This is a genomic window from Paraburkholderia sp. J41 (genome assembly GCF_905220235.1).
GTDB lineage: Bacteria > Pseudomonadota > Gammaproteobacteria > Burkholderiales > Burkholderiaceae > Paraburkholderia.
Window position 1 is genome coordinate 205,436 of sequence record NZ_CAJMZE010000006.1, and the last position, 21,938, is coordinate 227,373.

Below are 21,938 nucleotides of genomic sequence, written 5' to 3' on the forward strand. Positions count from 1 at the left end.
TGCGCAATGACCGTTGCGGCCCGCGCGCCGCTATTCGAAATCGGCATAGTTCATATTCTCGATATCGCGTTGCGCGATAACGGGCCGCGCGGCGACACTTGCGAAAAATCAATTTCTACAAGCAACGCCGCATAGGAGACATCGCATGCGCACTCAGGTTGGCATCATCGGCGCCGGGCCCGCGGGCCTGCTTCTTTCCCATCTTCTGCATTTGCGCGGCATCGACTCGGTCGTGCTCGAAATGCGCAGCCGCGCGCAAATCGAATCGACGATACGCGCCGGCGTGCTCGAACAAGGCACCATGGACACGCTCAGCGAAGCGGGCGTGGGCGCGCGCATGCAGGCCGAGGGCGCGCTGCATCACGGCTTCGAACTCGCGTTCGAAGGCAAGCGCCGCCGCATCGATCTCACGGGTCTCACGGGCAAGGCCATCACCGTCTACGCGCAGCACGAAGTGCTCAAGGATCTCGTGGCCGCGCGCGTGGCGGCCGGCGGCAAGCTGTTCTTCAACGTCTCGAACACCTCGCTGCACGGCATCGAAACGAGCGCGCCTTCCATTCGTTTCGAGCACGAAGGCGAGCGGCACGAACTGCATTGCGACTACGTGATCGGTTGCGACGGCTCGCAAGGCGTCTCGCGCGCCGCCGTTCCGGCCGCGCTGCGCGAAGACTACGAGCGCGTGTTTCCGTTCGGCTGGTTCGGCATTCTGGTGGAAGCGCCGCCTTCATCGGACGAATTGATCTACGCGCGCCACGAACGCGGTTTTGCGCTCGTCAGCACGCGTTCGCCGGACGTGCAGCGCATGTATTTCCAGTGCGATCCGAAGGACAACGTGGACAACTGGTCCGACGACCGCATCTGGGCCGAGCTGCACGCGCGCGTGGATTCGCACGACGGGCATCAGGTGGTCGAAGGCAGGATCTTCCAGAAGAATATTGTCGGCATGCGCAGCTTCGTTTCGACGACAATGCAGCACGGCCGCCTCTTTCTGGCCGGCGACGCCGCGCATATCGTGCCGCCCACGGGCGCGAAAGGTCTCAATCTCGCCGTTTCGGACGTGCGCATTCTCACGGCCGCGCTGGTCGCGTTCTATCAGGAAAATCGCACCGACCTGCTCGACGCGTACAGCGAAACGGCGCTGCGCCGCATCTGGCGCGCCGAGCATTTCTCGTACTGGATGACGCGCATGATGCATCGCCTCGACGACGCCTCGCCGTTCGAGCAGCGCCTGCAAGTCGCGGAACTGGAGCACGTGACCACGTCGCGCGCGGCCGCCACGGCGATGGCCGAAAACTACGTGGGCGCCGTGGCCGTGTAAAACGCCTGTTTCTGCCGCCGATAAAAAACCGCGCGGTCGTTGCGACTCGCGCGGTTTTTTATGCGCTCAGCGGCTCATGCGGCCGCGAGCGGCGCCACGTTCAGCTCGCTCGCGAGATCGGCGAACGGCTTTTTCACGGAGTCGGGCAGGTCGATCGTGTGTTCGTGGCGCGCGCGGTTTTCCGCTTCGTACTGGCCGGGATACTGCACCGGATGATGCGGGTCCTGCGGCGGGCAGCCGAGCAGGTATTGCAGAAACGTCTCGACTTCCAGCGAGCGCCACGTCGCGTTGAAATCCACCTGCGGATCGAGCACGAGCGCGAACATGTTGTTGGTGGCTACGCCGTTGGCCGGGTTTTGGGCGTGGATCGTGCCGCCGCCCGAGAGCACGCCCGCGAGCAGTTCCGCCACGAGCCCGAGCGCGTAGCCCTTGTGCGCGCCGAACGGCAGCAGGGCGCCGGGCGGGTCGGCGAACAGCACGTTCGGATCGGTGCTCGGATCGCCGTTCGCGTCGATCAGCGAATGCTCCGGCGCTTCGAGGCCGTTTTCCGCGAGCACGCGCGCCTTGTTCACGGCGATGGCGCTGGTGGCGATATCGACGACGAACGGCGGACGCCCGCCCGGCAGCGGTCCCGCGAAACAGAGCGGGTTGGTCGTGAGGCGCGGCTCCCGCCCGCCGAACGGCGCGACCATCGGCGGGCGGTTGGTGACGTTCGTGAACGCGAGCAGCACGTAGCCGTGCGCCGCCACCATTTCGCCGTAATGGCCCATGCGCCCGAGATGATGGCTGTTGCGCAGCGTAACGATGCATTGGCCGTGCTCGCGGGCGCGCGCGATGGCGTGTTCGACGACCACCTTGCCGACGTGCTGGCCGAAGCCGCTGCGGCCGTCGAAAGCGATCAGGCTGCCGCGATCGACGGCGAGTTCCGCGCGGGCGTCGGCGACGACGAAGCCCTCGGCCAGCACGCGCCGGTAGTTCGGCAGGATCGACAAGCCGTGGCTCGCGTAGCCCACGCGATCGGACTCGATCAGGTGGTCGGCGACGTCGGCGGCGATGTCCTCGGGCACCGAGATTTTCGTGAGCGTGGCCGTGGCGAAACGGCGCGCTTCGTCGATTGACACTTGCATCAGCGGCTCCTGTTCACCTGCGTTCTTGCGCGCTGCGCGGGCGGCGGCGCGCGGGACGTGAATTGCGCGAGCGGGCTTCGGCGACGGATCGGGCCGGTCGCGAACGCGGTGGCCTGCCCGCCTGGGCGATGGTACTGCCATTCGTCGGACCAAGCTTCGCGCGCGGCCACGCCAGGCGAGCGCGTGAAAGAGCGAGGCATTCGGGCGGCGCAGATGGAGCGGAAAAGCGGGGCGAGAAAGCGGAGCGGAAAGCGAGAAGCGTTCGGCGCGGCGGAACGCACGCCGAACGCGGGATAGGGCAGACGATATGTGACGCGTTACGTGCGCTACGTGCGCGGCGCGCACGCGCCACGCCCTGCGCTTACTGGCTCGCGCCGCCGGCGGCGTTCGCCTTCTTCTGCGCGTTTTGCAGATTCTGCGGATAGTTCGGGTCGTTCTGCGAAGGCTGATAGCCGTTGTCTTCGAGCTTCTTCAGTTCGGCGCGGTTCTTCGCACGCGCGGCCTTGCGGTCGGCTTTGTGCTGCGCCCTGGTTTGCGCTCTCTTTTGCGCTTTGGTGAGCGGCTGCGATGCGGCGGTGTCAGCGGCGGCCGGCGCGCTGGCGTCGGTCTGGGCAAACGACGGCGCGGCGGTGCCGAGCAGGAAAGCGGCGCTGGCCGCGGCGAGAGTCAGCCTGGTGATCGTGGAACGCATGAATACCCCTAAATTGATTGGTTTGAACGACTGGTTCAGGGCTGCATTTCTAGTAGTACCTGGGTGGGCGAGTGACGCCCGACCTCGAATGTATACGATTTCTCACGATTCCCGCGCGCGGCGTCGGCAAGCGAACGCTCCGCGCAAACCTTCATTGAAGCCGCGCCGCCGCGATAGCGACGATCCTGGCGCGCTCCGCGAGCGAAGCCGCCGTTTGCGCACGCAACCTTTCGACGATCGCGCGCGGCGCCGTGGCCGGGTCGCCCGCATCGAACGGCGGCGCGGGCGCATATTCGAGTTCGAGCTGAAGCGCCTGGGCCGCTTGCGTGCCGATCAATTCGGCCGCGAGCGTCAGCGCGAAGTCGATTCCGGCCGTGATGCCGCCGCCCGTCAACACGTTGCCGTCGCGCACCACGCGCTCCTTCACGGGAATCGCGCCGAGCGGGGCGAGCAGTTCGTGGAACGCCCAGTGCGTGGTCGCGCGCTTGCCGCGCAGCAAACCGGCGGCGCCGAGCACGAGCGCGCCCGTGCAAACGGAGGTGACGTAGCGCGCCGTTTGCGCCTGGCGGCGCAGGAAGCCGAGCGTTTCGTCGTCCGGAATCAGCTTGCCGACGCCGCTGCCGCCCGGCACGCAGATCACGTCGAGCGGCGGGCAATCGTCGAACGTGGTGTCGGGCGAGAACGTGAATCCGTTGCTCGATTGCACGGTGTCGCGCGTTTTCCAGACGAGCCGCGCGCGCGTGTCCGGCATCGACGCGAGCACGTCGTAGGGGCCGGTGAGATCGAGTTGCTGAACACCGGGAAAGACGAGAAAGCCGATTTGCAGCGCCATGATGAATCCCCGAAAAGTGGCATGAACGACGCGACGGGAACCCGATGCGGGCACCCGATGAGAGAACACAACGCGGCCGGCGTTGCGCCGGTCGAACGGGATTCACTGTAGCGGCGGGCGGCGCTGCCATCGTGCCAAAAGCGGCGCAAAAACTGCCAGCGCCCCGCACGGCGGCGCACAGGCGCGGGCCTTCGAAACGCCCCGAGAGACGCGCGTAATGCGCGGGCGAAACGTGGGCCGCGCCCGCTTTAGGCCGGCAGCTTGCGGAACGTCACGGCAATGCGGTTCCAGCCGTTGATCGCGATGACGAGCATCGTGAGATCGGCGATTTCCTGCTCGCTGAAATGCGGCTTCACGCGTTCCCAAACGTCGTCGGGCACGTGCGTTTGCGCGAGCAGCGTGACCGACTCGGTCCATTCGAGCGCCGCGCGTTCGCGCTCCGTGAAGAACGGCGTTTCGCGCCACACCGAAACCGTGGCCAGCCGGCGATCGGTTTCGCCGCCCTTGCGCGCGTCGGTCGTGTGCATGTCCACGCAGAACGCGCAGCCGTTGATCTGCGAGGCGCGCAGGCGCACCAGTTCGGCCAGCGGCTTTTCGATCGAGCTTTTGCTCACGCGCTCCTCGAGCGCGATCATCGCCCGGGTGCCTTCGGGCGAGACCTTGTAGAAGTCCAGACGTTGTTCCATGACGTTCACCTTATCCTCGTTGAGTGTGAGCCGGGCGATTCCGGCGATTCCGGCGACCCGGTTCGCGGTGCCACGGAACGAACTTTAGGCCTCGCACTGGCGCGTTCATATAGCCATTCTGGCAATATTTCGGGTGACCACTTTCGCTCTCGAAACGCCGCGCCATCATGGAACTTCACGTCACCGTCTCGGGCCGCCGCGACCTCGCCGGCCAGATCTATCGCCAGTTGCGCGACAGCATCGTGGACGGCCGGCTCGCGGGCGGCACGCGTCTGCCTTCCACGCGGGATCTCGCGCAGCAACTGGGCGTTTCGCGCAAGACCACGCTCGACGTTTTCGAACGCCTGCTCGCCGAAGGCTATCTGCATTCGCGGCGCGGCTCCGGCACCTTCGTCGCCGACACGCTCGAACGGCTGCCCGCGCGCGAGCGCGCGCATCCGAATCCGCAGATTCGCGCGGCCACGCTCGGCGCGCGTGAGCATGCGCGCTCGCGCGGCGCGTTCGCCACGCCGTGGTGGCGGGCGCAAGCCGAAGCGGCCGTACCGCTGCCGCGCGTGGATGCGCGCCTCGCCTGCGATTTCGCGGGCGGCGTGACCGACAAATCGCGCTTTCCGTTCGACGTCTGGCGCCGCTGCATCAACGACGCGCTGCGCGTGCAGGCGCGCGGATACGGCATGTATCGCGATCCGTCCGGCGAGGAAAAGCTGCGCCTCGCGGTGTCGCGTTATCTTGCGTTCAACCGCGCGGTGCAGAGCAACTGGAACGAGGTGATCGTCACGCAAGGCGCGCAGCAGGCGCTCGATCTGCTCGCGCGCGTGACGCTCGCGCCCGGCGACGTGGCAGCGGTGGAGGAGCCCGGATATCCGCCCGCGCGCGACCTCTTCGCGGCGCTTGGCGCGAAGGTCGTGCCCGTGCCCGTGGACGACCAAGGACTCGTGGTCGCGCGGCTGCCGAAGGCGGCGAAGCTCGTGTACGTCACGCCATCGCATCAGTTTCCGCTCGGCATGCCGATGAGTCTCGCGCGGCGCGTGGCGCTGCTCGAATGGGCGCAGGCGCGCGGCGCGCTCGTGATCGAAGACGATTACGACTGCGAATACCGCTTCGAAGGCCGTTCGATGGAGCCGCTCAAATGTCTCGATCACGCCGGTCTCGTGGCCTACGTGGGCACGTTTTCGAAAACCCTGTTCCCCGAGCTGCGCGTGGGCTACATGGTGCCGCCCGCCACGCTCGCGGCGCCGCTCGCCCGCGCGCGGCAAATCGGCGACAACCACGGCTGCGTGCTTACGCAAACGGCGCTCGCCGATTTCATGCTCAACGGCCACTTCGCGCGGCATCTGCGGCGCATGCACCAAACCTATGCGGCGCGCCGCGACCGGCTGCTTGCGCATTTGCGCGGCCCGCTCGCGCCGTGGCTCGAAGCCGTCGCGCCGAACACGGCGGGCCTGCACCTTGCGGCACGGCTCGTTGCGCCGATCGACGAAAACGCGCTGGTCGCGGCGGCCCGGCAAGCTTCGATCGGCTTGCATCCGCTCGCGCCGTTTCATCTGAAAACGCCTGCGCAGAAGGGGTTTCTGTTCGGTTACGGCGCGGTGGAAGCGGAGCGCATCGACGCCGCGCTGACGTCGCTTGCCGCGCTGTTGCGCGCTTTGATGCCGGCGCGCGGGCCACGATTGCGTAAAAGCGCCATACGTAAAGCGTTTTCTTGACAATTGCCGCGCGCGCCGCGGTCCTGCGCGCCAGCGGCGCGTGCTTCGCCGGCACCCGCGCCGGTGCACGTTTACCCCTGTAAACAGGCATCGAAATGCGTTACGGAGTCTACGCCGCGCAACAAAATCGTAACGACAATGCAAAAGCTTCACGCAAAACGCTTGCGTCTATGTAGAATCCGCCGTTGAAGCACGTGCATCCCGCACGGTTTCGCTGATTCACTGACCAACACTGGTAGGAGAAACATGCCGACTTCCGCAAAGAAAGTGGCCAAAAAGGCAGCTGCCCCGGCCAAGAAGGTTGTTGCAAAGAAAGCGCCCGCCAAGACGGCCGCAGTTAAGAAGGTCGCCGTGAAGGCGTCCGGCGCACCGTCGCCGATCAAGGACACCTTCACGAAGGCCTCGCTGGCTGCACACGTTGCCGAGCGCGCCGGCGTCGAGCCGAAGGCCGCCAAGGCCGTGCTCGCCGCGCTGGAAGACACCATTCTCGGTTCGGTCCACAAGAAGGGCGCCGGCGAATTCACGCTGTCGGGCCTGCTGAAGATCGTCGTGCAAGCCGTGCCGGCGAAGAAGAAGCGCTTCGGCAAGGACCCGTTCACCGGCGAAGAACGCTGGTTCCCGGCCAAGCCGGCTTCGGTCCGCATCAAGGCGCGCGCGCTGAAGAAGCTGAAGGACGCAGCAGCGGCGTAATCGCCCTGCCGCTGAAGCCGCCGGACGATTTCGGCGGCTCGTCAGTACCCAAAAAATCCCCGTTGGCGTTGGCCTGCGGGGATTTTTTATTTGCGGCGGAAAAGTTGCCGCCGGCAAGCTATTCATCGCATGATGTTATGGTTAGGGTTGGCTACGGAATAAGCCTTTGCAAAGGCATCCAAGGACGCTTGCGATAAGGCTCGAAAAATCCGCGATCCTCAACTTTCATAACATCGTCTTATGCCATCAACCGACCTCAGCTTGCGTCAGATCGAAGCATTCCGTGCGTTGATGCAGTGGCGCACCGTCACGCGCGCGGCGTCGTCGCTTGGCGTATCGCAGCCTGCGGTGAGCCGCCTGCTCGCCGACTTCGAGACGAACGTGGGGCTCGCGCTGTTCGAGCGGCGCGGCGGCCGTCTCTTGCCCACGGTCGAAGCACACGCGCTGCACGATGAAGTCGAGCGCGCGTTCGTCGGTTTCGAGCGCGTGGCGCGGGCGGCGGAGCAGATTCGCGGGCAGCGGGGCGGCGTGCTGCGCGTGGCCGCTTCGGCGGATCTTTGCGCGGAATTCGTGCCGCGCGTCGCGGCGGCGTTCGCGCGCGAACACGCGGGCGTCGGCATCGAACTGAGCACGGGCGAAGCCGCCGATATTGCCGAACGCGTCGCGTCGCGGCAATGTGACCTGGGCTTCGTCGCGCAAGCGGTCGCGCATCCCGGCGCGCGCGTCGAAGCGCTCGGCGAATGGCCGCTGCGTTGCATCGTGCCGCGCGGGCATCGGCTTTCGCGCAAACGCACGATCGGCGCCGCCGACTGCGAGGGCGAGCGCTTCGTCTCGCTGCCGGCCGGCAACGAGGCGCGTGCCCGTATCGACAAAGCCTTCGCCGAACAAGGCGTGACGCGCGAACTATGCGCGCAGGCGCCGCTTGCGCAGGCCGTGGTGACGATGGTCGAGGCGGGCGTGGGCATCGCGCTCATCGACGCCTTGAGCGCCGCGCAGGCCAGCGCGCGCGTGAGCGTGAAGCGCTTCACGCCCGCGCTGACCACGGCGATTCACGTGATCCGTATCGCGCCGCCACGCGGTTCGCCACGCATTGCGCCGGGTAATGAGCAGGGTAGCGCGACACGCATTGCATCAGGTCGTGCGCCGCGCGCGGAGGCGTTCGTGCGCCATGCGGCCACGGCGCTCGCGCGATTGCGTTGAAACCGGCGTTGAATGGTGCATGGGCGCACCGCGCCAGTAGAGTCCAGGATTGTGATTCCTGTCGCCGGCATGGCGTTTTGCATCGTCGCGTAGAGTTATCGTTCTAAAACCTGCCGCGCATAAAAAAACCAGCCTGGCTTGCGCCGAAGGCTGGTTTGTGCAGCGTGTGGTTTTTAGCTGCGTGGTCTCGCTCGCGACGCCGGGCCGTAGCCCGGCGAAAGCGGTATTGCTTAGAACTTGTGGCGGATACCGACGCTCACGAGCTCTTGCGAGTTCGAAGCCGAGTTGTAGCTGTACGAGCCGATTGCCGCGCCGGCGCCCGACGTCGTGCCGTCCGCGTTCAACTGGTTGCCGCTCGCGTGCTGGTAAGCCGCGACAGCGTACAGGTCGGTGCGCTTCGACAGGTTGTAGTCGCCGCCCAGTGCGACCTGATGGTACGTGTTCGACACGTTGCCCGAACCGTGCGTGTACGTGTAGCCGAGACCGAGCAGCATGGCCGGCGTCAGTTGATAACCCACGTAGCCGCCGGCGATGTTGAAGCGCTCGGTCGAGTTGAAGCCGGCGTTCGCTGCCGTCGAGAATGCGTCCGGCTTGAACTGGACGTTGCTGTAACGGATGCTGAACGTGAACGGGCCTGCCACGTACTGGCCGGCTGCCGAAGCGATGCCGATCGACTTGGCCGAAACGTAGCCCGCCGTGATCTGGTTGTCGAACACGGCGTCCGACGTCGCGCCCGAGCTCCACGCCGCGTCGCCGCTCGTGTTGAAGCGCGAAGCGAGCGTCGAGCCGTTGTCGGCGCGGAAGTAACCGGCTGCGAAGTTGAACGAGCCGACGCCGTACGTGGCGGCTGCCGACCACGTTTGACCCGAACCCGTCGAGCCTGCCACGCCGCCCAGCGCGTAGAAGCCTTCGAACTGGAAGCCGCTCAGAACCGGCGACGTGTACTTGATCGCGTTGTTGGTGCGCGAGCTGTTGTCGTTGTTGTCGATGTCGCCCGGCGTTGCGAACGTGCTGCCGAAGTAGTTGTCAGCCGTCAGCGGCTGAACCATGTCGACGAGCGGGTCGTACTGGCGGCCGAGCGTCAGCGTGCCGTACTGGTCGTGCGCGAGACCGACGAAAGCTTGACGGCCGAACATCTTGCCGCCCTGGCCGAGTGCGCCGCTGTTGATGTCAAAGCCGTTTTCCAATTGGAAAACTGCCTTCAGGCCAGCGCCCAGATCTTCGGTGCCCTTCAAGCCCCAACGATCGCCCGACAGATTGCCGCCGACCAGACCCACCTGGTTCTTGTTGGCGCCGTTCGCGTCCATGGTGTTGTGCGCCCACTGGATCGATTCGTCGATCACGCCGTAGAGCGTCACGCTGCTTTGAGCGTGTGCGACACCAGCGGTGGCCAGCAGAGCCAGCGAGAGGGTCGAGAGTGCGACTCGTTTCATTCTGTTTTCTCCACGCAGAGATTGTGTAGTTGTTGCGCGATGGAGAATAACGCAGCAGGCCAATGCACCAGAACTGAAAAAAAATGTTTGTCGCAAAAACCTGACACCTGCCAGAACGCCTTATTTGACAAGGCATTGGTCGATTATTCCGATTTTGGAAATATTGGATTGTTGACCCCGCATTATTGTTGTTTTTGATAAAAGTCACTAAGCGCCGCGCTAACGGACGGGCTTATTGCGGTTTTTAGCGGCGTGCGCGAGCGGGTTGGATTCCTGTATATGACGACGCCCCGCGGCGGCCGTTACGGCGAGCACGGCGCTGCCCACGACCAGCACCGAACTCCAGGGATGGCGCCTCACATAGCGGTCGGCGGCGGCCACACCGCGGCCTGCGCCAACCAGGGTGCGCGCGGCCGCGTAGGTCGCGCTATCTTCGAGCCGCACCACGGAACGGCGAATCTGGAGCCCGGTTTTGCGTCGCCCGAACGCGCCTTCCTCGGCCTTCGCGCTGCCTAATGCGTGGAGCGAAGTTTCCGATAGTATCGAAGCATCCGCGGCGACGCTCGCGGCGTAGGCCGGAGGCACGCCCGCTACGGCAGCGGTGGAGTTTCCGATCGGCACGGAAGCGGGCGCGGCCGGCTTCGCGCCGCCTTCGGCCAGCTTCGCCGCCTGCTGCTCCTCGCGCAGCGGCGCGATGGTGGAGGCCGCAAGCACCGAAGCGAGCTTGGCGCGGCTGCCCGGCGGTGTTTCCTCAAGGAAACCCCAAGCGCCGCGCGGGTCTTGCTGGCGGCCGCGCGCCGCCGCGAATTCCGCGCCGAGCAGCAGCACCGCCGCCGAAAAATACAGCCACATCAGCAATACCGCGAGCGAGCCGGCCGCGCCGAACGCCGTGGCCATGCCCGCGTGCGCCAGGTAGAGCGCGAACAGCTTCTTGCCCGCCGAAAACAGCACGGCCGCCACGATGCCGCCCACCAGCGCATCGCGCCATTTCACGGGCGCGTCGGGCAGGAACTTGAGCAGCGCGCCGAACGCCACCGCCAGCACCAGCAGACCGACGCCCAGTTGCAGCAGATTGCCGATGATGACGTAAGGCGAATTGCCCCAGATCCAGTTGCCGATGAAGGTGATGGCCGTGTCCAGCACGAGCGAAACGATCAGCAGAAACGCCACGCCCAGCACGAGCCCGAACGAAATCAGCCGCACGCGCACGAGCGCCATCACGCTGGACGCGCGCGGGCCTTCGAGCGGCCAGACGAGATTGAGCGCCGAATTGAGCGACGAAAAGGTGGCCGAAGCGCCCACGGCGAGCATGACGAGCGAGATGATCGCGGCAATGCCGCCCGCGTCGCCGGAGCGGTGCGCGTTCTGCACGATCGTGGTGATGCCGGCGGCCGCGTCGTTGCCGAGAACGTTGTGGACCTGGCGGAACAGCTCGCCGCGCGCGGCTTCGGCGCCGAAGAACCAGCCGGCCACCGCGATCACCATGACGAGCGTCGGGGCGAGCGAAAACGCCGAATAGAACGCGATGCTCGCCGCGAGCGACGGACACCGGTCGGCAATGAACTGGCGCAATGCCCCGACGACCCACGACGCTTCCTTGCGCGCCGCAGACTGCAAGCGTTCCGATGAGATGGTTGCCATGATGAGCGCCTCCCCGCAACTCGAATCGAAGGCCAGCGACGAAGGGCGCGAAAGCCTTCGTCATGAAGATGGCGCATTCGCGATTCACTATAGCAAGCGCAATTCCCGGCGGCGCGCCGCGTGGCCGCGCGCGGCGCGCATCGCGCGGCGCACCGGCGCCGCCGGGCGTACATGGATCGCGAACATTGGTATGATCCGTCGCCGAAAAACCTCTTATACTGAAAACACCCACAACCAAACAGCCGAGGACGCATCATGCTGCAGATGTCCCGGCGTCAGTTCCTCAAGGTCACGGCAACGTCGCTGGCTGGTTCCAGCCTCGCGTTGATGGGCTTCGCGCCCGACAACGCGCTTGCCGAAGTCCGACAATACAAACTGGCGCGCACCACAGAAACCCGCAACACCTGCCCGTACTGCTCGGTGGGTTGCGGCATCCTTATGTACGGTCTCGGCGATGGCGCGAAGAACGCCACGGCGAGCATCATCCATATCGAAGGCGACCCCGACCACCCCGTCAATCGCGGCACGCTGTGCCCGAAGGGCGCGAGCCTCATCGACTTCATCCACAGCCCGAGCCGGCTCAAGTATCCCGAGTACCGGGCGGCGGGTTCGAACGAGTGGAAACGCATTTCGTGGGAGGACGCGCTCGACCGCATCGCGAAGCTGCTGAAGGCGGACCGCGACGCGAATCTCGTCGAGAACACGGCGGACGGCAAGACCGTCAACCGCTGGCTGACCACCGGCGTGCTGGCCGCTTCGGCGGGCAGCAACGAAGTCGGTTATCTCACGCATAAAGTGGCCCGCAGCATGGGCCTGCTCGCGTTCGACAACCAGGCGCGTGTCTGACACGGCCCGACGGTGGCAGGTCTTGCCCCGACGTTTGGCCGTGGTGCGATGACGAACCATTGGGTCGACATTCGCAACGCAGATGTGATTCTGGTGATGGGCGGCAATGCGGCCGAGGCGCATCCGTGCGGCTTCAAGTGGGTCACGGAAGCGAAAGCGCACCGCAAGGCGCGGCTCATGGTCGTCGATCCGCGCTTCACGCGCACGGCATCGGTCGCGGACTTTTACGCGCCGATCCGCTCCGGCACGGACATCGCGTTCCTTGGCGGCGTGATCAACTGGCTTATCGCGAACGACAAGATCCAGCACGAGTACGTGAAGAACTACACGGACTTCTCGTTCATCGTGCGCGAGGACTTCGCGTTCAACGACGGCATTTTCTCGGGCTACGATCCGCAAAAGCATGCGTACCCGGACAAGACTTCGTGGAACTACGAGTTGGGCGACGACGGTTTCGTGAAAACCGACGACACGCTGCAACACCCGCGCTGCGTGTATCAACTGCTCAAGCAGCATTATTCGCGCTACACGCCCGAAATGGTCGAGAAGGTGTGCGGCACGCCGAAGGACAAATTCATTACGGTGTGCGAAACGTTGGCTAGCACGGCCGTGCCGGGGCGCGCGGGCACCATTCTGTACGCGCTCGGCTGGACGCATCATTCGGTCGGCGCGCAGATGATCCGCACGGGCGCGATGGTGCAATTGCTGCTCGGCAACATCGGCATCGCGGGCGGCGGCATGAACGCGCTGCGCGGCCACTCGAACATTCAGGGTCTCACCGACCTCGGGCTGATGTCGAATCTGCTGCCGGGCTACATGACGCTGCCGTTCGAAGCCGAGCAGAACTACGACGACTACATCAAGAAGCGCGCGATGCAGCCGCTGCGGCCCAACCAGTTGAGCTACTGGAAGAACTACGGCGCGTTCTTCGTGAGCTTCATGAAGGCGTGGTGGGGCGACGCGGCCACGAAGGACAACAACTGGGGCTACGACTGGCTGCCCAAGCTCGACAAGTCCTACGACCTGCTGCAAACCATCGAGCTGATGAATCAGGGCAAGGTCAACGGCTATATCTGCCAGGGCTTCAACGTGATCGCGTCGGCGCCGGACAAGGCCAAGACGCTTTCTGCGCTGGGCAAGCTCAAGTGGCTCGTGATCATGGACCCGCTCGCGACGGAAACGTCCGAGTTCTGGAAGAAGTACGGCGACTATAACGACGTCGACACGGCTTCGATCCAGACCGAAGTGTTCCGCTTGCCCACCACCTGCTTCGCCGAGGAAAACGGCTCGCTCGTGAGTTCGAGCCGCGTGCTCCAATGGCACTGGAAGGGCGTGGAGGCGCCGTACGAAGCGCGCAGCGATCTCGAGATCATGTCGGGGCTGTTCCTGCGCATTCGCGCGGCGTACCAGAAGGACGGCGGCAAGCTGCCCGATCCCATCGTCAAGCTCGACTGGAAGTATGCGAACCCGGAAAGCCCGACGCCCGAGGAACTGGCGAAGGAGTACAACGGCCGCGCGCTCGCCGATCAAACCGACCCGAAGGACGCGACCAAGGTGCTCGTGAAGAAGGGCGAGCAGCTTTCGGGCTTCGCGCAACTGAAGGACGACGGCACGACCTCGAGCGGCTGCTGGATCTTCTGCGGCGCGTGGACCCAGGCGGGCAACCAGATGGGGCGGCGCGACAACTCGGACCCGACCGGCATCGGCCAGACGCTCAACTGGGCGTGGGCGTGGCCCGCGAACCGGCGCATTCTGTACAACCGCGCCTCGTGCGATACCGCGGGCAAGCCGTTCGATCCCACGCGCAAGCTGATCGCGTGGAACGGTGCGGCATGGACCGGCGCGGACGTGCCCGATTACAAGGTGGACGAAGCGCCGGATCTGGGCATGGGGCCGTTCATCATGAATCCCGAGGGCGTCGCGCGCTTCTTCGCCCGCGACGGCATGACCGAGGGACCGTTCCCCGAGCATTACGAGCCGTTCGAAAATCCGCTCGGCTATAACCCGTTCCATCCGAACAATCCGCAAGCCACCAGCAATCCGGCGGCGCGCGTGTTCCCCGACGACCGCAAGACCTTCGGCACGGCGCAGGCGTTTCCGCATGTCGGCACCTCGTACCGGCTCACCGAGCACTTCCACTTCTGGACCAAGCACGCGCGCCTGAACGCCATCATCCAGCCGCAGCAATTCGTCGAGATCGGCGAGGCGCTGGCAAAGGACATCGGCGTGGTCGACGGCGGCCGCGTGAAGGTTTCGAGCAATCGCGGCTACCTGATCGCGGTGGCCGTGGTGACGAAGCGTCTGCGCGCGCTCACCATCGACGGCAAGACCGTGCATCACGTGGGCGTGCCGCTGCACTGGGGCTTCACGGGACTGACGAAACCGGGCTATCTGACGAACACGTTGACGCCGCCCGTCGGCGACGGCAATTCGCAGACGCCCGAGTTCAAGTCGTTTCTCGTGAAAGTGGAAAAGGCATAGGGGAACGACATGGCATTGCAATCACTCGACGTCAAGCGCCTGTCGGCTACCACCACGCCGCCGCCGGGCGTGCGCGAGCCCGTGACGGGCACCGTCGCGAAGCTCATCGACGTCACCAAATGCATCGGCTGCAAGGCATGCCAGACGGCGTGCATGGAGTGGAACGACCTGCGCGACGAAGTAGGCATCACCACGGGCGTGTACGACAATCCGCGCGATCTCACCGAGCACTCGTGGACCGTGATGCGTTTCACGGAATACGAGAACCCGAAGGGCGATCTCGAATGGCTGATCCGCAAGGACGGCTGCATGCACTGCGAGGACCCGGGCTGCCTGAAGGCGTGTCCCGCGCCGGGCGCGATCGTGCAGTACACCAACGGCATCGTCGACTTTCACGAGGAAAACTGCATCGGTTGCGGCTATTGCATCACGGGCTGCCCGTTCAACATTCCGCGTTTGTCGAAGACGGAGCATCGCGTGTACAAGTGTACGCTCTGCTCCGATCGCGTGGCCGTGGGGCAGGAGCCCGCATGCGTGAAGACGTGCCCGACCGGCGCGATCGTGTTCGGCACGAAGGAGGACATGAAGGTCCACGCGGCCGAGCGCATCGAGGACCTCAAGGAGCGCGGCTTCGAGAACGCGGGGCTCTACGATCCGGCCGGCGTGGGCGGCACGCATGTGATGTACGTGCTGCATCACGCCGATAAACCGTCGCTGTATCACGGGCTGGCCGACAACCCGCGCATCAGCCCGCTCGTGCGCGTGTGGAAGGGCATTGCGAAGCCGCTCGCGCTCGCGGGCATGGCGCTCGCGGCCGTGGCCGGTTTCTTCCACTACACGCGCATCGGCCCGAACGAAGTGCATCCGGCAGACGAGGAAGCCGCCGCCGAAGAGGCGCGGCGCATCCGTGGCGAACCACCCGAGGAGCGCAGCGATGAAACACGTTGACGAACCGCAGTTGATTCAACGCTACACGGCCAACGAGCGCAGCAATCACTGGATCACGGCGATCAGTTTCGTCCTGCTCGCGCTCTCGGGCCTCGCGATGTTTCATCCGTCGATGTTCTGGCTTTCCGCGCTGTTCGGCGGCGGGCAGTGGACGCGCATCCTGCATCCGTTCATCGGTCTCGTGATGTTCGTGTCGTTCCTGATTCTTGCGCTGCGTTTCTGGCATCACAATTATCTGGACCGAAGCGACATCCAGTGGATGAAGCAGATCGACGACGTGCTGAACAATCGCGAGGACAAGCTGCCCGAGATCGGCAAGTACAATGCGGGACAGAAGCTGCTATTCTTCGTGATGGTGGTTTGCCTCGTGCTCTTGCTCTTGAGCGGCATCGTCATCTGGCGGCGTTATTTCTCGTTCTACTTTCCGGTCGGGGTCATTCGCCTTGCCGCGGTGGTCCACGCGGCCGTGGCGTTCGTGCTGATCGTCGGCATCATCGTCCATATCTATGCGGCGTTGTGGGTGAAAGGATCGGTCGGCGCCATGACGCGTGGTTACGTCACCTGGGGCTGGGCGAGAAAGCATCATCCTCGCTGGTTCCGCGAGAGCATCAAGTAGTTTCGGAGGCCGCGCGCGGCGTTCATGCGCAGGCATGAACGGCGGCGCGCGGGCCGCAGACCGCCGGTTCCATGCCGATGGAGCGCGGCGGTTTTGCTTTTTTATGGCGCGTTTGGAGCCAATCAGCCGTGACGCAACGCATTCTCGACCCCGAGCAGATTCAGACGCTCGATCCCTCGGCGATACCGCGCATTCGCTTGCCCGAACGCCTCGCCTTTTTCACCGCGCGCGCGGCGCGCTTGCGCCGCCTGGCCGACGCCAATCCGATCGGCGGCTATGTGCGCTTGATGGCGGCGCTCGTGGACGCGCAGCAGCAGGCGCTCGACGCGTCGAACGTGCCGCTGCCTTCGCGCGAATCGGTCATGAACGCGCAGCGGCATTCGATGCCGATCGTGCCCGCGCTGTCGGGCGAGCGCGATCCGCAATGGCGCGGCGTGCTGCGCGATCTCGCGAATCGCGTGGAAGCGGCGGGCGCGGCGGCGCCCGCGCTCGCGAACGTGCTCGACGCGTTGCGCGCGATGAGCGACGCGCAGCTCGACGCGCAAGCCGACGCGATTCTCGCGCAGCGCTATGCCGAAGTCGCGCCCGCCACCGCGCCGTTCATCATGGCCGCGCTGCAAGTGGTGTGGACCGACCTCGCGAGCCGCCTCGACCCGCGCGACGTGCCTTATGTCGATGCGCCCGGCGCTTGCCCCGTATGCGGCTCGCCGCCCGTGGCCAGCATCGTGCGCGTGGGCGGCGCGTATCAGGGCTATCGCTACGCGCAATGCGGCTTGTGCGGCACCGAAGCGCACGTGGTGCGCGTGAAGTGTACGAATTGCGATTCCACCAAGGGCATCGCGTATCACGGCATCGAGGGCGGCAGCGCGGCGCTCAAGGCCGAATCGTGCGACGAATGCCATACGTATCGCAAGATCGGCTATCAGGACAAGGATTTCGACGTCGAGCCGCTCGCCGACGACCTCGCGAGCCTCACGCTCGATTTGCTGATGGGCGACGCCGGTTATCGCCGCGCGAGCCCGAATCCGCTGCTGTGGCCCGAAGTGCCCGGCGATCAGTGAGCGCGACATGAGCGATACCGTGGCGCAAACGCCGGCGCTCAACGCGCTGCTCGCCAAAATGCCGGCGGTGGAGCGCGTGCTCGCTTCGCCGCTTGCGCAAGCGCTCGTCGGGCAATACGGGCGCACGCAGGTGCTCGCGGCGATTCGCGCGACGCAAGACGGCTGGCGGCGTGACGCGCAGGCGGGCGCACTCGCGCTGCCCGCGGACGCAGCGGAGCCGTTCTCGCTCGAACGCGTGATCGCGGCGAGCGCGCAACGTCTGGAAGCGCGCGCGCAAAGCAGGTTGCGCAGCGTGTTCAATCTCACGGGCACGGTGCTGCACACCAATCTCGGCCGCGCGCTGCTGCCCGACGCGGCCGTGCAAGCCGTCATGCGCGCGCTCACGCAGCCCGCGAACCTGGAATTCGATCTCGCGAGCGGCAAGCGCGGCGACCGCGACGATCTCATCGACGAATTGATCTGCGAGCTGACCGGCGCGGAAGCGGCCACGGTCGTCAACAACAATGCGGCGGCCGTGCTGCTGTTGCTGAGCGCGCTGGCCACGCGCAAGGAAGTGGTGGTCTCGCGCGGCGAACTCGTGGAAATTGGCGGCGCGTTTCGCATTCCCGACATCATGAGCCGCGCGGGCGCGCGTTTGCGCGAGATCGGCACGACCAACCGCACGCATCTCAAGGACTACGAAGCCGCCATCGATCACCGCACCGCGCTGCTGATGAAGGTGCATTGCAGCAACTATGCGATCAGCGGCTTCACGAAAAGCGTCGAAATCGACGAACTCGCGTCGCTCGCGCGGCAGCACGGCTTGCCGGTGGCGGTCGATCTGGGCAGCGGCACGCTGGTCGATCTCGCGCAATGGGGTTTGCCTGCGGAGCCCACGGTGCGCGCGACGATCGAAGCGGGCGCCGACGTCGTGACGTTCAGCGGCGACAAATTGCTGGGCGGCCCGCAAGCGGGCCTGATCGTCGGGCGCAAGGCGTTGATCGCGAAGATCAAGAAGCATCCGCTCAAGCGGGCGCTGCGCGTGGGCAAGCTCACGCTCGCGGCGCTCGAACCGGTGTTGCGGCTTTATCAGGCGCCCGAATTCCTGCGCGAGCGTCTCACCACGCTGCGTTTGCTCACGCGCCCGGCCGGCGAGATGCACGCCGCGGCGCAGCGCGCGCTCGCGCCGTTGCAGCGCGCGCTCGGGGAGGCGTACACCGCGAGCGTCGAGCCCATGTTCAGCCAGATCGGCAGCGGCGCGTTGCCCGTCGACGTATTGCCGAGCAGCGGCCTCGTGATACGCCACGCCGGCAAAGGCGGCAGCGGCCGCGCGCTGCTCTCGCTCGAACGCGCGTTGCGGGGCTTGCCGCGCCCCGTGATCGGCCGTATCGCCGACGACGCCTTGCGTCTCGACCTGCGTTGCCTCGAAGCCGCCGACGAAGCCGCGTTCCTCGCGCAACTCGCGGAGCTGCGCCTGTGATCGTCGGCACGGCGGGGCATATCGACCACGGCAAGACCACGCTCGTGCGCGCGCTCACGGGCGTGGACACCGACCGGCTCAAGGAAGAGAAAGCGCGCGGCATTTCCATCGAACTGGGCTACGCGTACACGCCGCTCGCGAACGGCGACGTGCTCGGTTTCATCGACGTGCCGGGCCACGAAAAGCTCGTGCATACGATGGCGGCGGGCGCGTGCGGCATCGACTTCGCGTTGCTCGTGATTGCCGCCGACGACGGCGTGATGCCGCAAACGCGCGAGCATCTCGCCATTCTGCAATTGCTCGGCGTGCGCGAAGGCGCGATTGCGCTCACCAAAACCGACCGCGTGGACGCCGCGCGCCTCGACGCCGTGCGCGCGGAAATTGCCGCCGCGCTCGCCGATACGACGCTTGCCGGCGCGCCCGTGTTCGCCACGAACGCCACGGTCGAGCGCGACGAAGGCGTGGCGCAACTCGACGCGTTCCTGCGCGAACGCGCGATGGCATGGCAAGCGCGCCGCGACGATGGTCTCTTTCGGCTCGCGGTGGACCGCGTGTTCACCTTGACGGGGCAGGGCACCGTGGTCACCGGCACCGTGTTCTCGGGGCGCGTGCAAACCGGCGACGCGCTGGCGCTCGCGCCCGCCGGGCTGCCGGTGCGAGTGCGCGGCCTGCACGCGCAGAATCGCGCGGCGCAAAGCGGGCGCGCGGGACAACGTTGCGCGCTCAACCTTTCCGGCATCGACAAGGACCAGATCGCGCGCGGCGACTGGATCGTGGATGCGCGGCTTGCCCAGCCCGTCACGCGGCTCGACGTCGAACTGCAACTGCTCGCCGACGCCGATCTCACGCTGCAACACTGGTCGCCGCTGCACGTGCATCTGGGCACGACGCACCGCGTGGCGCACGTCGCGCTGCTCGAAGGCGATACGCTCTCGTCCGGCGCGAACGCGCGCGCGCAACTCGTGTTCGACGCGCCGCTGCATGCGCTGCCCGGCGACCGGTTCATCGTGCGCAACGCACAAGCCGCGCGCACCGTGGGCGGCGGCCGCGTGCTCGACCCGTTCGGGCCGTCGCGGCGGCGCCGCACGCCGGAGCGCCGTGCGTGGCTCGACGCCTTGCGCGCGTGGCTCGACGACGCGCGCCTTGCGCCGCTGATCGACGAAGCGCCGCGCGGCATCGCGCGCGCAACGTTGATGCAGCTCACCGGCTACGACGAAGCGGCGCTCGCCTTGCCCGCCGACGCCATCGTCGTTGCGCCGCAAGGGCGCGGCGAGGAAGGCGCCGTGATTTCGCGCACGCACTGGACGCGTCTTGCCGCCGCTGTCGTCGATGCGCTTGCCGCGTATCACGCGCGCTCGCCCGACGAGCAAGGGCCGGACGCGGCGCGCTTGCGCCGCATGGCGGCGCCGCTCGTGAGCGACGCCATGTGGCGCGCCGCCGTCGATGCGCTCGTGAACGAAGGGCGCGTCGCGCGCAGCGGGCCGTGGCTGCATCTGCCTTCGCATGCGGTAGCGCTCGACGCGGCCGAGGAAGCGCTTGCGGCGCGTTTGCTGCCCTTGATCGCGCAAGGGCGTTTCGATCCGCCCTGGGTGCGCGATCTGGCGCGCGAAATGCGCGAGCCCGAGGACAAGGTGCGCGCGTTGATGCGCAAGCTTGCGCGGCTGGGCAGGACCTATCAGGTCGTGCGCGATCTGTTCTACGATCGCGATGCGATGCAAACGCTGGCTCGCGTTATCGCGCGTATTGCCGACGAACAGGGCGGCACCGTGAGCGCCGCCGCGTTTCGCGACGCAACGGAACTGGGCCGCAAGCGCGCGATCCAGATTCTGGAGTTCTTCGATCGCGTTGGATATACTCGGTTCCACCGCGAAAAGCACTTGCTGCGGGCCGACAGCCGCATGCAGGAATGGTTGTAGGCGCAACGAGCAAGCGAGCGCAGGTGAGGTTACGGAGGGCATTCGTATCCGGTGGTACGGCCAGGCTTCAAACCTGGTTGGGGACGTTAGCCGTTCCCAGGTCGGTTCGACTCCGGCTGCCCTCCGCCGTCACCTCTTCCAGCAACGTCGCCGGCACGCGCCTGAGTGCCGCCCGCGATAAAACCGCGTAAGTTCCTGGCGCTAATTCCGCACGCCGGTTCCCGCAGGGTTTTCCTCGGGTAATCGCCTTCAATTACTGGAGAGCGAGCGCCGGAATTAAATTCATCGCAAACGTTTGCGCGTCATTAAAAGCGACGGACTAAAGCCGATTCACGGGCGCGAGCAAAAGGTGAAATCGAATTCATTGCCTCGTTGCCAAGCCCAAAATCATTGCGTGCTCAAGACGCGGTTGCCAAAAATCGCACTTGTCTAATCAAATTTCGGCGATTACTTCATACGATTAATTCGCGCGAGGCGGAATGACGCGTTCAGGACGCTTCAATCCGAAAAAGCCTTTTGTGCCAAGTGGTTGCGCGCGTTGATTCGGGTTTTCCCTTTTAGTGCGCAAACGTTTCCCTGCAATTGATTTGTCGCGCGAACGTGACAGTTTTGGCAACGCGTCAAAATTAAAAAATAGAATCAGACAAAAGGATCAGTATAATCCGACGCGTCGTTTATTAACCTGGCATCACCGCAAGCAACCCTCACCCTCGTTCGCACGCCGCGTTGGCTTCGCTCGAATGGTATCCGGGCCGCTGCTGTCCGTTCCGTTGTTATACGGTGCGTCCGCTTCGAGCGTTTTCGGAGTGAGGGCGCACGACTATGCGATGAATTCCATACGTGCTCCCCAGTGGCGCCCATTCCTGTCGCTTTTCGCGCAAGAGTTGACGCAAAACTTGACGCCCAGGCTTCTGGCCCAGTTCGCACGCGGTGCGGGCAAGCAGTTCGCCGGTCAGTCCGCGCTTGCCGGCGCCGGCACGGTCGCCCAGATGCAGGAGGCCATGAACCGCGTGTGGGGCGAGCTGGATTGGGGGGGCGTGGAAATTCGCGAGGCGCGCGACTGGCTGGTGCTCACGCACTATCACGCGCCGTTTAACGCGGTGTTCGGGCCGGGAAATCTGGAGTGGGCCGGCGCTTTCCTCGAAGGCGTGTATGAAGCGTGGATGCATCAACTGGGCGCCGACTCGCAACTGCGAGTGACCACGGCGGGGCCGGCGGACGCATCGGGCGCGATGGTGTTTCTTTTCGGTAAATAAAAACAGCCGTGGTGGCGCGGCGCACGCACAG

General features: G+C 65.5%; 17 protein-coding genes and 1 tRNA gene. 12 read left to right on the plus strand and 6 right to left on the minus strand.

The window, feature by feature from the left end; all coding sequences use genetic code 11:
• Positions 1-145 precede the first annotated feature (145 nt).
• Entirely contained in the window at positions 146-1,318 is a 1,173-nt protein-coding gene (locus U5805_RS08635; RefSeq protein ID WP_322103049.1) for a 4-hydroxybenzoate 3-monooxygenase, read from the plus strand.
• A 74-nt stretch (positions 1,319-1,392) separates the two neighbouring features.
• On the opposite strand, the gene U5805_RS08640 is transcribed toward U5805_RS08635, so the two are convergent.
• The 4 genes from U5805_RS08640 to U5805_RS08655 all read right to left on the minus strand — a co-directional run bounded on the left by U5805_RS08640 (position 1,393) and on the right by U5805_RS08655 (position 4,654).
• Entirely contained in the window at positions 1,393-2,445 is a 1,053-nt protein-coding gene (locus tag U5805_RS08640; RefSeq protein ID WP_322103050.1) for an Ldh family oxidoreductase, read from the minus strand.
• A 361-nt stretch (positions 2,446-2,806) separates the two neighbouring features.
• On the minus strand, positions 2,807-3,136 hold the full coding sequence (locus tag U5805_RS08645) for a DUF4148 domain-containing protein (RefSeq protein WP_322103051.1): 330 nt from the start codon (positions 3,134-3,136) through the stop codon (positions 2,807-2,809).
• A gap of 151 nt (positions 3,137-3,287) precedes the next feature.
• Positions 3,288-3,968, minus strand: coding sequence for a DJ-1/PfpI family protein (locus U5805_RS08650; protein ID WP_322103052.1), 681 nt, complete (start codon positions 3,966-3,968; stop codon positions 3,288-3,290).
• 248 nt (positions 3,969-4,216) lie between these two features.
• Entirely contained in the window at positions 4,217-4,654 is a 438-nt protein-coding gene (locus U5805_RS08655) for a carboxymuconolactone decarboxylase family protein (protein WP_322103053.1), read from the minus strand.
• Positions 4,655-4,821: 167 nt separating this feature from the next.
• On the opposite strand from U5805_RS08655, the gene U5805_RS08660 reads away from it, so the two are divergent.
• The 3 genes from U5805_RS08660 to U5805_RS08670 all read left to right on the plus strand — a co-directional run bounded on the left by U5805_RS08660 (position 4,822) and on the right by U5805_RS08670 (position 8,250).
• Positions 4,822-6,360, plus strand: coding sequence for a PLP-dependent aminotransferase family protein (locus tag U5805_RS08660; RefSeq protein WP_322103054.1), 1,539 nt, complete (start codon positions 4,822-4,824; stop codon positions 6,358-6,360).
• A 246-nt stretch (positions 6,361-6,606) separates the two neighbouring features.
• Positions 6,607-7,050 carry an HU family DNA-binding protein gene (locus tag U5805_RS08665; RefSeq protein ID WP_322103055.1) on the plus strand — a complete coding sequence of 148 codons (444 nt, stop codon included), beginning with the start codon at positions 6,607-6,609 and terminating at the stop codon, positions 7,048-7,050.
• Between the two features lie 261 nt (positions 7,051-7,311).
• Positions 7,312-8,250, plus strand: coding sequence for a LysR substrate-binding domain-containing protein (locus U5805_RS08670; protein WP_322103056.1), 939 nt, complete (start codon positions 7,312-7,314; stop codon positions 8,248-8,250).
• A gap of 230 nt (positions 8,251-8,480) precedes the next feature.
• Here the strand turns inward: U5805_RS08670 and U5805_RS08675 are convergent, their stop codons facing one another.
• Positions 8,481-9,683 carry a porin gene (locus U5805_RS08675; protein WP_322103057.1) on the minus strand — a complete coding sequence of 401 codons (1,203 nt, stop codon included), beginning with the start codon at positions 9,681-9,683 and terminating at the stop codon, positions 8,481-8,483.
• Between the two features lie 219 nt (positions 9,684-9,902).
• A complete protein-coding gene (locus U5805_RS08680) occupies positions 9,903-11,324 on the minus strand; it encodes a YhjD/YihY/BrkB family envelope integrity protein (RefSeq protein WP_322103058.1) in 1,422 nt (473 codons plus the stop codon).
• A gap of 255 nt (positions 11,325-11,579) precedes the next feature.
• Here U5805_RS08680 and fdnG point away from each other — a divergent pair, with 255 nt between their 5' ends.
• The 8 genes from fdnG to bcsD all read left to right on the plus strand — a co-directional run bounded on the left by fdnG (position 11,580) and on the right by bcsD (position 21,907).
• Positions 11,580-14,651 (plus strand): formate dehydrogenase-N subunit alpha, encoded by a 3,072-nt coding sequence (fdnG, locus tag U5805_RS08685; protein ID WP_322103059.1) that lies wholly within the window; start codon positions 11,580-11,582, stop codon positions 14,649-14,651.
• A gap of 9 nt (positions 14,652-14,660) precedes the next feature.
• Complete coding sequence (gene fdxH / locus U5805_RS08690) at positions 14,661-15,599, plus strand: formate dehydrogenase subunit beta (protein ID WP_322103060.1); 939 nt, start codon at positions 14,661-14,663, stop codon at positions 15,597-15,599.
• Complete coding sequence (locus U5805_RS08695) at positions 15,586-16,215, plus strand: formate dehydrogenase subunit gamma (RefSeq protein WP_322103061.1); 630 nt, start codon at positions 15,586-15,588, stop codon at positions 16,213-16,215. Before fdxH ends, U5805_RS08695 begins: the two co-directional genes overlap by 14 nt.
• 128 nt (positions 16,216-16,343) lie before the next feature.
• Positions 16,344-17,276: a formate dehydrogenase accessory protein FdhE gene (gene fdhE, locus U5805_RS08700; protein ID WP_322103062.1), complete on the plus strand. Its 933-nt coding sequence runs from the start codon at positions 16,344-16,346 to the stop codon at positions 17,274-17,276.
• Positions 17,277-17,283: 7 nt separating this feature from the next.
• Positions 17,284-18,735: an L-seryl-tRNA(Sec) selenium transferase gene (gene selA, locus U5805_RS08705; protein ID WP_322103063.1), complete on the plus strand. Its 1,452-nt coding sequence runs from the start codon at positions 17,284-17,286 to the stop codon at positions 18,733-18,735.
• The gene (selB, locus tag U5805_RS08710; RefSeq protein WP_322103064.1) at positions 18,732-20,651 is read left to right on the plus strand and encodes a selenocysteine-specific translation elongation factor; all 1,920 of its coding nucleotides are present in this window, start codon (positions 18,732-18,734) and stop codon (positions 20,649-20,651) included. Before selA ends, selB begins: the two co-directional genes overlap by 4 nt.
• 33 nt (positions 20,652-20,684) lie before the next feature.
• Positions 20,685-20,777: transfer RNA gene (locus U5805_RS08715), tRNA-Sec, on the plus strand.
• Between the two features lie 434 nt (positions 20,778-21,211).
• The gene (gene bcsD / locus U5805_RS08720; RefSeq protein ID WP_322103065.1) at positions 21,212-21,907 is read left to right on the plus strand and encodes a cellulose biosynthesis protein BcsD; all 696 of its coding nucleotides are present in this window, start codon (positions 21,212-21,214) and stop codon (positions 21,905-21,907) included.
• Positions 21,908-21,938 lie beyond the last annotated feature (31 nt).